Here is a 12,917-nt window from a genome sequence, read left to right on the forward strand (position 1 = left end):
TTTGGCGACCAGGCGGCAAGCCCATTCCGGTCCTTGCAAATTTCGGGTAGCGATATCTCTCCCCCATGCAGGCCCTCCCCCATGACCGTCGTCTTCGAAAGCATCCTCCCCATCTTTCTGCTGGTTCTGCTTGGTGCCTGGCTCAAGCGCTCGACATTCGTCGACCAGAGCCTCTGGCTCGGGCTTGAGCAGTTCGGCTACTTCATCCTGTTCCCTGCCCTCCTTTTCTCGACACTGGCCCAGGCAGACTTTGCCGGATTGAAGGCCGACGCAACGGCCATCGCGACAATCGGCAGCGTCAGCCTGATGTCGGCCTTCGTGCTTTTGCTGTGGCCGGCGTTTCGAGACCGACAGGTGTCCGGCGCCTCGTTCACCTCAGTCTTCCAGACGGCAACGCGTTGGAATGGCTTCATGGCGCTCGCGATCGCGCAAAAACTCTATGGACCGATCGGCCTGACGTTAACCGCGCTGGTAATGACGCTCGTGATCATCCCGATCAATCTCTACAACATCGGCGTGCTGGTCTGGTTCGGCGGGGGCAACCGTGACTTCCGGCGCTTCTTTGCCAAGATCGCCACCAACCCTTTGATCGTCGCCTCTGTGCTCGGCATTCTCGCAAACCTGGTCGGGCTGAAGATCTACGGCCCCGTGATGACCACGATCGAGATGCTGGCAAGCGCCTCGCTCAGCCTCGGACTGGTGATGGTCGGCGCAGGCCTGCGCGCATCCGATGCCCTGAAGCCGAGCGCGACCGCGCTGCTCGCAGTCTTCCTCAAGCTGATCGTCATGCCGCTGTTCATGGTGAGCGCGAGCTACCTGCTCGGCATTCGCGGCGACTCCCTGCTGGTCATTGCGCTGGGCGCGGCCGTTCCGACGGCGATGAACGGCTATCTCTTGGCCAAGCAGATGCAAGGCGACGCCGAGCTCTACGCGGCGGTCGCGACAATCCAGACGGTCGTCTCGTTCTTCACGATCCCGCTCGTCCTCTACCTGACCGCATACGCCGCAGGGGGCTGACGTGAGGCCCGGCGACCTACGTCGCGGGAACCGACGACCTACGTCGCGGGGGGATAGAGAAGGTCGAGGATGTACGCGGAATCGAAACGCGAATCGAGCATGCCGTAGGTCGAGCGCCATCCGGCGGCGAGACGCGATTCGAGGAACGCGTCGGCGATACGACCGGCACCGAGACGATAAAGTTCGGCGGCAGCACCTGCGAGCGCCAGTTGCTCGACCAGCATGCGGGCCGCCCCCTCATCGCGTTCGCACAGCGACATGGCCGCGCGCAGCACGTCGATCGTCTTGCGTCCGGATGGCCCGAGATCGCGCGCCAGGACGACGAACAGCTGCTCGAAGAGATCCTTGCCCTTGACGAGCACGCGCAGCACATCCAGCGCCATGACGTTGCCGGAGCCTTCCCAGATGGCATTAACAGGCGCTTCGCGGTAGTGGCGCGCCAGCGCGCGTTCCTCCACATAGCCGTTGCCACCCAGGCACTCCATCGCCTCGTAGATCAGCGCCGGCGCGATCTTGCAGGCCCAGTATTTCGCTACGGGCGTCATGATCCGCGCGTAAGCCGCGTCTTCCGAACTGCCGCGTGCCTTGTCGAAGGCTTCCGCGAGACGGAACGAGAGTGCGCTGGCCGCAGCGACATCGAGCGCCATGTCGGCAAGCACGCGGGTCATCATCGGCTGGCTGACGAGCGGCTTGCCGAAGACCTTGCGACCACGGGTATGATGCACGGCTTCGGCGAGCGACGCGCGCATCATACCGGCCGACGCTAGCGCGCAATCAAGCCGCGTCAGCGTAACCATGTCCAGGATCGTCCGGATGCCGGCATCCGGCGCTCCGAGGATGAAGCCGAACGTATCGGAGAACTCGACCTCCGACGAAGCGTTGGAGCGGTTGCCAATCTTGTCCTTCAGCCGCTGGAAACGCAGGCCGTTGGCGCTGCCGTCCTCCAGAAGCCGCGGCACGAGGAAGCACGCGAGACCGTCGCGGGTCTGTGCCAGCATGACGAATGCGTCGCTCATCGGCGCCGACATGAACCACTTGTGGCCGTTGAGCCTGTAGATGCCCTCGCCCACCCGTTCCGCCGTCGAGGTGTTGGCGCGCACATCGGTGCCGCCCTGCTTCTCGGTCATGCCCATGCCGACGGTGACCGCCGACTTCTGCATCCACGGACGGTTGGTGGAATCGTATTTGCGCGACAGGATCTTCGGCGCCCATTCCTTCTGCACGGCCGGTGACGCGGTGATCGCGGCAAGCGATGCGCTGGTCATGGTCAGCGGGCAGAGGTGACCGCATTCGAGCTGCGCCGTCAGATAGAAGCGGATGGCGCGCGTCTTGTGCGACTGATTGCGCTCATCGGGGAGGTTTTCCCAGGCGGACGCATGCAGGCCGGAGGACATCGAGCGGCGCATCAGCGCATGCCATGCCGGATGGAACTCGACGACATCGAGACGTTCGCCGCGGGGGCCATGCGTCTTAAGCTTCGGCGGACCCTCGTTCGCCATGCGCGCCAGTTCCTGCGCTTCCGGAGAGGTGACGTAACGGCCGAGCACGTCGAATTCGTCGCGCAGCGTCTTGCTCATCGACGAGGTGATGTCCACCACCAGCGGATCGGAGCGATAGGCGTTGACACCGGACCAGGGCTTGGGCTGGTTCAGCTCGGCGAGTTTCTGTTCAGTCCGGTTCATCTGATTCATGGGCCGGTTCTAGCGCAAGTTTCACGGCCACGGAACGGGGCGCGAAAAAGATACGATCGCCGTTGCAAGTTTTCTGCGGACGGTGGCGCCCAAGCCTTGCCGTGCCGGGGGGCAAGTCTTATAGAGCGACCACATTTCCAGAGCGCAAGGGCGGCCCATGATCACTTTCCCGCATCGCCACCTGCTCGGCATCAAGGGGCTCACGGAGCAAGATATCACCTATCTGCTCGATCGCGCCGATGAAGCCGTCCAAATCTCCCGTCAGAGAGAAAAGAAGACCTCCACGCTTCGGGGGCTGACGCAGATCAACCTCTTCTTCGAGGCCTCGACCCGCACGCAGTCTTCCTTCGAGCTTGCCGGCAAACGCCTCGGCGCAGACGTCATGAATATGTCTGTCGGCAATTCCTCGGTGAAAAAGGGCGAAACGCTGATCGATACAGCGATGACGCTGAACGCCATGCACCCGGATGTGCTGGTGGTGCGCCATTCCTCTGCCGGCGCTGCCGCGCTTCTGGCGCAGAAAGTTTCCTGCTCCGTCGTCAACGCCGGCGATGGCCAGCACGAGCACCCGACCCAGGCGCTGCTCGATGCGCTGACGATCCGTCGCGCCAAGGGCAAGCTCTCGCGGATCATCGTGGCGATCTGTGGCGACGTGCTTCATTCGCGCGTGGCTCGCTCCAATATCCTGCTCCTGAACCAAATGGGGGCACGGGTCCGTGTCGTAGCACCTGCGACGCTGCTGCCCTCCGGGATCGCCGACATGGGCGTCGAGGTCTACCATTCGATGGCCGAAGGCCTGAAGGATGCGGACGTCGTCATGATGCTGCGCCTGCAGCGCGAGCGCATGGCCGGTTCCTTCGTGCCTTCCGTGCGCGAATACTTCCACTACTACGGGCTTGATGCCGAGAAGCTGAAGGCCGCCAAGGAGGATGCGCTCGTAATGCATCCGGGTCCGATGAACCGCGGCGTCGAAATCGCCTCGGAAATCGCCGACGGCCCACAGAGCGTGATCGAACAGCAGGTCGAGATGGGCGTTGCCGTGCGCATGGCGGTTATGGAAACGCTGCTTCTCTCGCAGAACCAGGGGCCGCGCCTATGACCAGACCACTCGTTCTGAAGAACCTCCGCATCGTCGATCCCTCGCGCAACCTCGACGAAACAGGCACGATCATCCTCGGAGGCGACGGCCGTATCCTCGCTGCCGGAGCAGATGCGCAAAACCAGGGCACGCCTGACGGCGCCTTCGTCAAGGATTGTGCCGGGCTCACCGCCGTCCCGGGCCTCGTCGATGCCCGCGTCTTCGTCGGCGAACCGGGCAGCGAGCACCGCGAAACCTTCGAGTCCGCGTCGCGCGCCGCCGCCGCCGGCGGCGTCACCAGCTTCATCGCGATGCCGGACACCGACCCTGTGATCGACGACATCGCGCTTGTCGAATTCGTGAAGAAGACCGCGCGCGACAAGGCGCTCGTCAATGTCTATCCGGCCGCAGCTCTCACCAAAGGGCTCGTCGGCGAAGAGATGACCGAATTCGGTCTGCTGCGCGAAGCAGGCGCCGTCTGCTTCACCAATGGCCGTCGATCGATCCACGACACGCTGGTTCTGCGCCGCGCCATGACCTATGCGCGCGAATTCGGTGCCGTCATCTCCCTTGAGACCCGCGACAAGTATCTCGGCGCAACCGGCGTCATGCACGAGGGCCTGCTCGCAAGCTGGCTCGGCCTTTCCGGCATCCCGCGCGAGACGGAAATCATTCCGCTGGAGCGTGACCTGCGTATCGCCGGCCTGACGAAGGCCGCCTATCACGCAGCTCAGATTTCGGTTCCCGAATCGGCTGAAGCCATCCGCGCCGCGCGTTCGCGTGGCGCCAACGTTACCTGCGGCATCTCCATCAACAACTTGGCGCTCAACGAAAACGACATCGGCGAATACCGCACCTTCTTCAAGCTTTCGCCGCCGCTTCGCAGCGAGGACGACCGCGTCGCCATGGCGGAGGCGCTCGCCGACGGCACGATCGATATCATCGTTTCCTCGCATGATCCCCAGGACGTCGACACCAAGCGCCTGCCGTTTGCCGACGCCGCCGATGGCGCAATCGGCCTTGAAACGCTCGCGGCTGCCGCCCTGCGGCTGTACCACAGCGGCCAGGTTCCGCTGATGCGCCTGATCGACGCCATGTCGACCCGACCGGCCGCGATCTTCGGCCTCGACGCCGGCACGCTCAAGCTGGGCGCCAAGGCCGATATCACGGTCCTCGACCTCGACGAACCGTGGGTGCTCTACAAGGAAGCGATCGTCTCGCGCTCCAAGAACACGCCGTTTGAAAATGCACGCTTTACCGGCCGGGTTGTGCAAACCTATGTTGCCGGTAAGCTTGTGCATTCCGCATAAGCCCAAAGCGGTCGCGCGGGAGGGGAACCGGTGGATCTATTTTCCTGGCAGCTTGGGCTGCCCTTGACGTTGTTGAGCCTTGGCTTCGGCTACCTGCTCGGCTCGATCCCGTTCGGACTTATCCTGACCCGCATGGCGGGGCTCGGCGATGTGCGAAAGATCGGCTCGGGCAACATCGGCGCGACCAATGTGCTGAGAACCGGAAACAAGAAGCTGGCAGCGGCTACCCTGCTGCTCGATGCCCTGAAGGGCGCCGCGGCTGCGGCCATCGCCGCCTATTGGGGTGTTGAAGCGGGCATCGCCGCCGGCTTTGCTGCGTTTCTCGGCCACCTCTATCCGGTCTGGCTCGGCTTCAAGGGAGGCAAGGGTGTCGCCACCTATATCGGCGTCCTGCTCGGCCTCGCTCCAATCATGGTGCTGGCCTTCGCAGCGATTTGGCTCGCCATGGCGAAAATCAGCCGCTACTCCTCATTGTCCGCCCTGGTTGCAATGGCTATCATTCCGGTTCTACTTTACGCGGTAGGGAATGAAAAGGTCGCTCTCCTTTTCGCGGTAATGACTGTCATTAGCTGGGTGAAGCACCGCGCCAACATTCAGCGGCTGCTCGCCGGCACGGAAAGCAAGATCGGGGACAAGGGATAATGTCTGAAGGCAGCGCAGGACGAACCGGAGTGGCGCTGACCGAACGACAGAAAATCTCCTGGCTGCGGCTGATCCGCAGCGACAACGTCGGTCCTATCGCCTTCCGGGACCTGATCAATCACTTCGGCACCGCGGAGAATGCACTCGACGCGCTTCCCGAACTATCCCGGCGCGGTGGCACCAAACAGGCCTATCGCGTCGCGACCGTGAGTGAAGCGGAACGGGAGCTGGAAGCGGCAAGACGCTGCGGCGCCGTCTTCATCGGCATCGGCGAGCCAGGTTATCCTGCAGCGCTGCGGCAGATCGACGGCGCTCCCCCTCTTCTGGCAATGAAGGGCGACCTCAAAGCGGCCACCCGCCCATCGCTTGGCATCGTCGGCTCGCGCAATGCCTCGGTCAGCGGCGCCAAGTTCGCAGCGATGATTGCGCGCGACGCCGGCCGCGCCGGTTATATCGTCACGTCAGGCCTTGCGCGCGGCATCGATACGGCCGCCCATCGCGCGAGTCTCGAAACCGGCACGATCGCAGCACTTGCCGGCGGTCTGGACCGGCCCTACCCGCCTGAAAACATCGGCCTGCTGGACGAGATCACCGCCGGTCGGGGGCTGGCCATCAGCGAGATGCCGTTTGGCTGGGAACCGCGCGCACGCGATTTCCCGCGGCGCAACCGGCTGATTGCGGGCATCAGCCTCGGCGTAGCCGTCGTCGAGGCGGCCCATCGCTCCGGGTCCCTGATCACCGCCCGCTATGCAGCTGACTTCGGCCGGCTCGTCTTTGCCGTTCCAGGATCACCGCTCGATCCCCGGTGCCACGGCACGAACGACCTTTTGAAACAGGGCGCAATCGTCACGACGTCGGCGGACGATGTCCTAGAGGCAATGGCGCCGCTCAGCCAGTTCGAGCTGCCGTTGCCGAGCGTCAGAGAACCGGAAGGGCAAACGCAATCGAGCCCCGCTGCCACCAGCGACAACGACCGTGCGGCCATCGTCCATGCACTTGGTCCGACACCTGTTGAAACCGATGACGTCGTCAGGCACACCGGGCTTTCGCCGGCGCAGGTCTATCTGCTTCTCCTGGAACTCGATTTGGCTGGCCGGCTCGATCGCCACGCCGGTGGGCTCGTGTCGCTCACCTCTGTCGAATGAGCGTCAGCGATGACGGTCAGCAGCCTTGAGGAAGCAGCGAGACATCCATTGCAGATTGCAGATACGGTGCAATCTTGTGCGAGTTGCATCGCGTCCTCTCATCGTTATTTTGGGTGAACCCTCTTGACCCCGCACGAATCCCTGTCCATTTCGGGGCATCGATACAAGGCGACACATGGCGCGAACGGCGCTGACGCCCGAACCAGAACCGGTTGTCTCAGAAAATGACGATGAATGTTGTAGTGGTGGAGTCGCCTTCCAAGGCAAAGACGATCAACAAGTACCTCGGGCCTGGCTACAAGGTGCTGGCTTCGTTTGGCCATGTGCGCGACCTGCCGGCGAAGGACGGGTCGGTCCGTCCCGACGAAGACTTCGAAATGTCCTGGGAGGTCGACGGCGCCTCGGCCAAGCGCATGAAGGACATTGCCGACGCGGTCAAATCCTCTGACGGTCTCATTCTCGCAACCGACCCGGATCGCGAAGGCGAAGCCATCTCCTGGCACGTGCTCGACCTCCTGAAGAAGAAGAAGGTGCTCGGCGACAAGCCGGTAAAGCGCGTCGCCTTCAACGCCATCACCAAGAAGGCCGTTCTTGAAGCGATCGCACATCCACGCGACATCGACATCTCGCTGGTCGACGCCTACCTGGCGCGCCGCGCGCTCGACTATCTCGTCGGCTTCAACCTTTCGCCGGTGCTCTGGCGCAAGCTGCCGGGCGCCCGATCGGCCGGCCGCGTACAGTCGGTTACGCTGCGCCTCGTCTGCGACCGCGAATCCGAAATCGAACGCTTCGTCTCCGAAGAATACTGGAACATTTCCGCGTTGCTGAAGACCCCGCGCGGAGACGAGTTCGAGGCCCGCCTCGTCTCGGCCGACGGCAAGCGTCTGGCACCCAAGGCGATCGGCAACGGCGAGGAAGCCAATCGCCTGAAGACCTTGCTCGATGGCGCCGCCTACGTCGTCGACAGCATCGAAGCAAAGCCGGTCAAGCGCAATCCGTCGCCGCCCTTCACCACGTCTACGCTGCAGCAGGCCGCATCGTCCAAGCTCGGCTTCTCGGCCTCGCGCACCATGCAGGTCGCGCAGAAACTTTACGAAGGCGTCGACATCGGCGGCGAAACCGTCGGTCTGATCACCTACATGCGTACCGACGGCGTGCAGATGGCGCCGGAGGCGGTCGAGGCGTCGCGCAAGGCGATCGCCAGCCAGTTCGGCGAACGCTACCTGCCGGAAAAGCCGCGCTTCTATTCCACCAAGGCGAAGAACGCCCAGGAAGCGCACGAAGCCATCCGCCCGACCGACTTCAACCGCACGCCGGATGAGGTTCGCCGCTTCCTCGACGGCGACATGCTGAGGCTCTACGACCTCGTCTGGAAGCGCGGCATCGCGAGCCAGATGGCGTCCGCCGAGATCGAGCGCACGACGGCAGAAATCACCGCCGACAATGGTGGCCAGAAGGCTGGCCTGCGCGCCACCGGCTCCGTCATCCGCTTCGACGGCTTCATCGCTGCCTATACGGATGCCAAGGAAGACGGCGAGCAGACGGACGACGGTGACGAGGATGGTCGCCTGCCGGAGATCAACGCGCGCGAAAGCTGCGCAAAGCAGAAGATCAACGCCTCGCAGCACTTCACCGAGCCGCCGCCGCGCTACTCGGAAGCGAGCCTGATCAAGAAGATGGAAGAGCTCGGCATCGGCCGGCCCTCCACTTATGCAGCGACGGTCACGACGCTGCTCGACCGCGACTACATCACCAACGACAAGCGCAAGCTCATCCCGCAGGCCAAGGGGCGGCTGGTCACAGCGTTCCTGGAAAGCTTCTTCACGCGCTATGTCGGCTACGATTTCACAGCGTCGCTCGAAGAAAAGCTCGACCAGGTCTCGGCCGGTGAAGTCAACTGGAAGGACGTGCTTCGCGACTTCTGGAAGGACTTCTTCGCGCAGATCGAGGAAACCAAGGAACTGCGCGTCACCAACGTGCTCGACGCGCTGAACGAGGAACTGGCACCGCTCGTCTTCCCGAAGCGCGAGGATGGCGGCGATCCCAGAACCTGCCAGGTCTGCGGCACCGGCAAGCTGTCGCTGAAGCTTGGCAAGTACGGCGCCTTCGTCGGCTGCTCGAACTATCCGGAGTGCAACTTCACACGCCAGCTTTCCTCCGACAGCAGCGGCGATCAGGAGGCTGCGGTCTCGAACGAGCCGCAGGCGCTCGGGAAGGACCCCCATACCGGCGAAGAAATCACGCTGCGCAGCGGCCGCTTCGGTCCCTATGTCCAGCGCGGCGACGGCAAGGAAGCCAAGCGCTCGAGCTTGCCGAAGGGCTGGACGCCCTCAACGATCGACCACGAGAAGGCTGTGGCTCTCCTGTCGCTGCCTCGTGATATCGGCGCGCATCCGGAATCCGGCAAGATGATCTCGACCGGCCTTGGCCGCTACGGACCGTTCGTGTTGCACGATGGCACCTATGCCAACCTCGAATCGATCGAGGACGTCTTCTCGATCGGCCTCAACCGCGCCGTCTCCGTCCTCGCAGACAAGCAGTCCAAGGCCGGCGCCGGCCGTGGACGCACGGCTGCCGCTTCCCTCAAGGAGCTTGGCGACCACCCCGACGGCGGTGCGATCACCGTTCGCGACGGTCGCTACGGCCCCTACGTCAACTGGGGCAAGGTCAATGCCACCCTGCCGAAGGGCAAGGATCCGCAGTCTGTGACGGTCGAAGAAGCCCTCGTGCTCATCGCTGAGCGCGCTGCAAAGGGCGGAACGACGAAGGCCAAGGCAACCAAAGCCAAGACGACGAAGGCTGCTGCAAAAACCGAGGATGGCGCCGCCAAGCCGAGCAAGGCCAAGGCGACCGCCAAGAGCAAAACCAAGACGGCCACCAAGGCCAAGAAGAGCTGAATTTGACCAGAATACCGCGCGACCCGACCGAACGGCCCGGCAAGAGAAACATGGGCAAAAAGCCTGATCGCGCGGCCAAGGCTGGACCGGCCCCCGAAAAGGAAAACATCATTCACGGCGCGGTTCCGCCGCGCGACGTGCTGATGCGCTTCATTGCCGAAAACCCGGAGCGCGCCTCGAAGCGTGAGATCGCCAAGGCTTTCGGCCTCAAGGGCGAGACCCGGGTCGAGCTCAAGGCACTGCTCAAGTCGCTCGAAGTCGATGGACTCGTCGAAAAAAAGCGCAAGTCGCTGGTGCGCCCGGGGGCCCTGCCTCCGGTGACGGTGCTCGACATCACCATCCGCGATGTCGACGGCGAACTGATTGGCCGGCCCGCCGAGTGGCTGGACGACGACGGCGTCGCGCCCGCGGTGCTGATCAAGCAATCTGCTGTCGCCAAGGGTAAGGGCAAGGCTCCGGTCGGCGGTCTCGGCGACCGCGTGCTCGCCAAGATCTTCCCGGCGAAGGAACGGGGCGGCCCGGCCTATACGGCGCGCATCATCAAGGTGCTGGACAAACGCAAGGATGCCGTGCTCGGCGTCTTCCGCTCGACGCCCGGCGGCGGTGGCCGCCTGATGCCGATCGAAAAGCGCGGCGAGGAAATCCTTGTTGATCCAGAGTTCACCGGCAACGCTGAGGACGGTGATCTGGTCGAAGTGCAGCTCTCGCGGCATGGCCGCTACGGGCTGCCACGCGCCCAGGTGCAGAACGTCATCGGCTCGGTTGCGTCCGAAAAAGCGATCTCGATGATCGCCATCCATGCGCACGGCATCCCCCATGTCATCCCGGAACGGGTGATCGAAGAAGCAAATGCCGCCGGCCCCGCCACCATGGCGCACCGCGAGGACTGGCGCACGCTGCCGCTCATCACGATCGACCCGGCCGATGCGAAGGATCACGATGACGCCGTGCATGCCGAACCGGACCCGTCCGAAGACAATCCCGGCGGCGTCATCGTCACGGTCGCGATTGCCGACGTCTCCTATTATGTTCGGCCGAAGTCCGCGCTGGACCTTGAGGCCTTGAAGCGCGGCAACTCGGTCTACTTCCCCGACCGGGTGGTGCCGATGCTGCCCGAACGGATCTCCAACGATCTCTGCTCCCTCAAGGAAGGCGTCGACCGCCCGGCGCTGGCCGTGCGCATGCGCTTCTCCAAGGAAGGCCGCAAGGCCGGCCATACCTTCCATCGCATCATGATGAAGAGTGCGGCAAAGCTCTCCTACCAGCAGGCGCAGGCGGCGATTGACGGCAATCCTGATGACAAGACCGGACCGATCCTTGAGACGATCCTGAAGCCGCTATGGGAAGGCTATCGCATTCTCACGCGCGGTCGTGACCGGCGCCAGCCGCTCGAGCTCAACATGCCCGAGCGCAAGATCATCCTGAAGTCCGACGGCACGGTCGACCGTGTCTTCGTTCCCGAACGTCTCGACGCCCACAAGCTGATCGAGGAGATGATGATCCAGGCAAACGTCGCTGCTGCGGAGACACTGGAGCAGAAGCGCCAGGTCATGATCTACCGCGTGCACGACCAGCCCTCGCTCGCCAAGCAGGAGAGCCTGCGCGAATTCCTGGCGACGCTCGACATCTCGCTCGTCAAGGGCGGCAACATGCGCTCGAACCATTTTAACGGCATCCTCGCCAAGGCCGAAGGGAAACCCTTCGAGACCATGGTCAACGAGATGGTGCTTCGCTCCCAGAGCCAGGCGATCTACAGCCCGGAAAACATCGGGCACTTCGGCCTGAACCTTTTGAAGTATGCGCATTTCACCTCGCCGATCCGGCGCTATGCCGACCTTATCGTGCATCGGGCTCTGGTTACCTCGCTCGGTCTCGGTGAAGGCGGGCTGACGCCGCAGGAAGAGGGCGTGCTCGACGACATCGCAGCCGAGATCTCGACCTTCGAGCGGCGCGCCATGGCAGCAGAGCGCGACACCGTCGACCGGCTGATCGCGCACCATCTGAATGGCCGCGTCGGCGAAGAGTTCGAAGGCCGCGTTTCCGGTGTCACGAAGGCGGGACTCTTTGTCACCCTGCCTGCCTATGGTGCCGACGGTTTCGTTCCTATATCTACGCTCGGACGCGACTACTTCATCTACGATGAGGCTCATCAGGCGCTTTCCGGTGAGAAAACCGGGCTCGGCTATCGCCTCGGCGATCCTGTGCGCGTCAAGCTCGTCGAAGCTGTGCCGCTTGCGGGCGCGCTCAGGTTCGAGATGCAAAGCGAGGGGCGCAAGATGCCGACGGCGACACGCTCCTTCCACAAGTCCGGCCGTCGCGATCGCGCCGGAGCACGCAAGAAGCCGGGGACTCGGCCGCCGAGAGGCAGGCGATAGATCCCCGTAAGGCAGAGGAATAGGCATGAAAGCAGCAGCAAGCGAAACTCTTCATCTGGGCGGCAGCGAAAGCGACGAGCGCTCCGTTGGCCTTTCGATGAAGCGTGGCTTTCTTGGCCGCTGCCCGGCCTGTGGTAGCGGCAAGCTGTTTCGCAGCTACGTCAAGTCGGTCGATGCCTGCGCCGCCTGCGGCGAGCGCATGGACCACCACCGCGCCGATGATTTTCCGCCCTATATCGTCGTGACGATCGTCGGTCACCTCGTGCTTGCCGGCTACATGATGACCGATCTCGTCCTGCCGCTGAACAGCTGGCAGCATCTGGCGATCTGGGCGCCGATCACCGTCATCAGCTCTCTGGCGCTGCTGCAGCCGGTCAAGGGCGCCGTCATCGGCCTGCAATGGGCGCTGAAGATGCATGGCTTCGGCGGTCACGAAGACGCGCCGGAAGACATCCTGCCGCCGCGAGACGACAGGGCATGACGTCCGCGCGGAGCCCGGGCGGCGAGGTCGAGCGCCAGCGTTCCGCGGCCGTCAGACCACGCGACGCGGCTTCCGTCATGCTGCTCGACCGCCAGGGGGCGCGCGTGCGGGTTTTGATGGGCAAACGGCACAGCGCCCATGTCTTCATGCCGGATCTCTATGTTTTCCCCGGCGGGCGGCGCGATGCCGGCGATCACCGGATCGGCTTTGGCTCCGACCTGCATCCGTCCGTCCTGCACGCCCTGAAAGCGGTCGGTACACGAGAACTCACGGATGCGCGC

At 63.7% G+C, this 12,917-nt stretch carries 9 protein-coding genes and 1 pseudogene; 9 read left to right on the top strand and 1 reads right to left on the bottom strand.

The genetic code is table 11. The features are described from left to right. Positions 1-81: 81 nt before the first annotated feature. Positions 82-1,017 carry an AEC family transporter gene (locus I8N66_RS21150; RefSeq protein ID WP_291157320.1) on the top strand — a complete coding sequence of 312 codons (936 nt, stop codon included), beginning with the start codon at positions 82-84 and terminating at the stop codon, positions 1,015-1,017. A gap of 38 nt (positions 1,018-1,055) precedes the next feature. On the opposite strand, the gene I8N66_RS21155 is transcribed toward I8N66_RS21150, so the two are convergent. Beyond that, complete coding sequence (locus I8N66_RS21155; protein WP_291157322.1) at positions 1,056-2,708, bottom strand: acyl-CoA dehydrogenase family protein; 1,653 nt, start codon at positions 2,706-2,708, stop codon at positions 1,056-1,058. Positions 2,709-2,865: 157 nt separating this feature from the next. Between I8N66_RS21155 and I8N66_RS21160 the strand changes: the two genes are divergently transcribed. The 8 genes and pseudogenes from I8N66_RS21160 to I8N66_RS21195 form a co-directional block, all read left to right on the top strand. Then, positions 2,866-3,807 (top strand): aspartate carbamoyltransferase catalytic subunit, encoded by a 942-nt coding sequence (locus I8N66_RS21160; RefSeq protein WP_113537787.1) that lies wholly within the window; start codon positions 2,866-2,868, stop codon positions 3,805-3,807. Then, complete coding sequence (locus I8N66_RS21165) at positions 3,804-5,096, top strand: dihydroorotase (protein ID WP_291157325.1); 1,293 nt, start codon at positions 3,804-3,806, stop codon at positions 5,094-5,096. The genes I8N66_RS21160 and I8N66_RS21165 overlap by 4 nt, the downstream gene beginning before the upstream one ends. 30 nt (positions 5,097-5,126) lie before the next feature. Further along, a complete protein-coding gene (plsY, locus tag I8N66_RS21170) occupies positions 5,127-5,738 on the top strand; it encodes a glycerol-3-phosphate 1-O-acyltransferase PlsY (RefSeq protein WP_113537785.1) in 612 nt (203 codons plus the stop codon). Continuing rightward, a complete protein-coding gene (gene dprA, locus I8N66_RS21175; RefSeq protein WP_113537784.1) occupies positions 5,738-6,883 on the top strand; it encodes a DNA-processing protein DprA in 1,146 nt (381 codons plus the stop codon). The genes plsY and dprA overlap by 1 nt, the downstream gene beginning before the upstream one ends. Before the next feature lie 230 nt (positions 6,884-7,113). After that, positions 7,114-9,780: a type I DNA topoisomerase gene (gene topA, locus I8N66_RS21180; protein WP_291157328.1), complete on the top strand. Its 2,667-nt coding sequence runs from the start codon at positions 7,114-7,116 to the stop codon at positions 9,778-9,780. A gap of 2 nt (positions 9,781-9,782) precedes the next feature. Then, the gene (gene rnr, locus I8N66_RS21185) at positions 9,783-12,155 is read left to right on the top strand and encodes a ribonuclease R (RefSeq protein WP_291157330.1); all 2,373 of its coding nucleotides are present in this window, start codon (positions 9,783-9,785) and stop codon (positions 12,153-12,155) included. Between the two features lie 25 nt (positions 12,156-12,180). Then, entirely contained in the window at positions 12,181-12,636 is a 456-nt protein-coding gene (locus I8N66_RS21190) for a DUF983 domain-containing protein (RefSeq protein ID WP_113537782.1), read from the top strand. Beyond that, positions 12,633-12,917: pseudogene (locus tag I8N66_RS21195) on the top strand (hydrolase); the annotation flags it as partial. The gene I8N66_RS21190 and the pseudogene I8N66_RS21195, both read left to right, overlap by 4 nt.

Origin of the sequence: Ensifer sp. SSB1 (genome assembly GCF_016652895.1) — a bacterium.
Lineage (GTDB): Bacteria > Pseudomonadota > Alphaproteobacteria > Rhizobiales > Rhizobiaceae > Ensifer.

Bases quoted from the DNA above. Each gene is read 5' to 3' on its own strand.
- I8N66_RS21150 (WP_291157320.1), top strand. From the start codon at position 82: ATGACCGTCGTCTTCGAAAGCATCCTCCCCATCTTTCTGCTGGTTCTG.
- I8N66_RS21155 (WP_291157322.1), bottom strand. From the start codon at position 2,708: ATGAATCAGATGAACCGGACTGAACAGAAACTCGCCGAGCTGAACCAG.
- I8N66_RS21160 (WP_113537787.1), top strand. From the start codon at position 2,866: ATGATCACTTTCCCGCATCGCCACCTGCTCGGCATCAAGGGGCTCACG.
- I8N66_RS21165 (WP_291157325.1), top strand. From the start codon at position 3,804: ATGACCAGACCACTCGTTCTGAAGAACCTCCGCATCGTCGATCCCTCG.
- dprA (WP_113537784.1), top strand. From the start codon at position 5,738: ATGTCTGAAGGCAGCGCAGGACGAACCGGAGTGGCGCTGACCGAACGA.
- topA (WP_291157328.1), top strand. From the start codon at position 7,114: ATGAATGTTGTAGTGGTGGAGTCGCCTTCCAAGGCAAAGACGATCAAC.
- I8N66_RS21190 (WP_113537782.1), top strand. From the start codon at position 12,181: ATGAAAGCAGCAGCAAGCGAAACTCTTCATCTGGGCGGCAGCGAAAGC.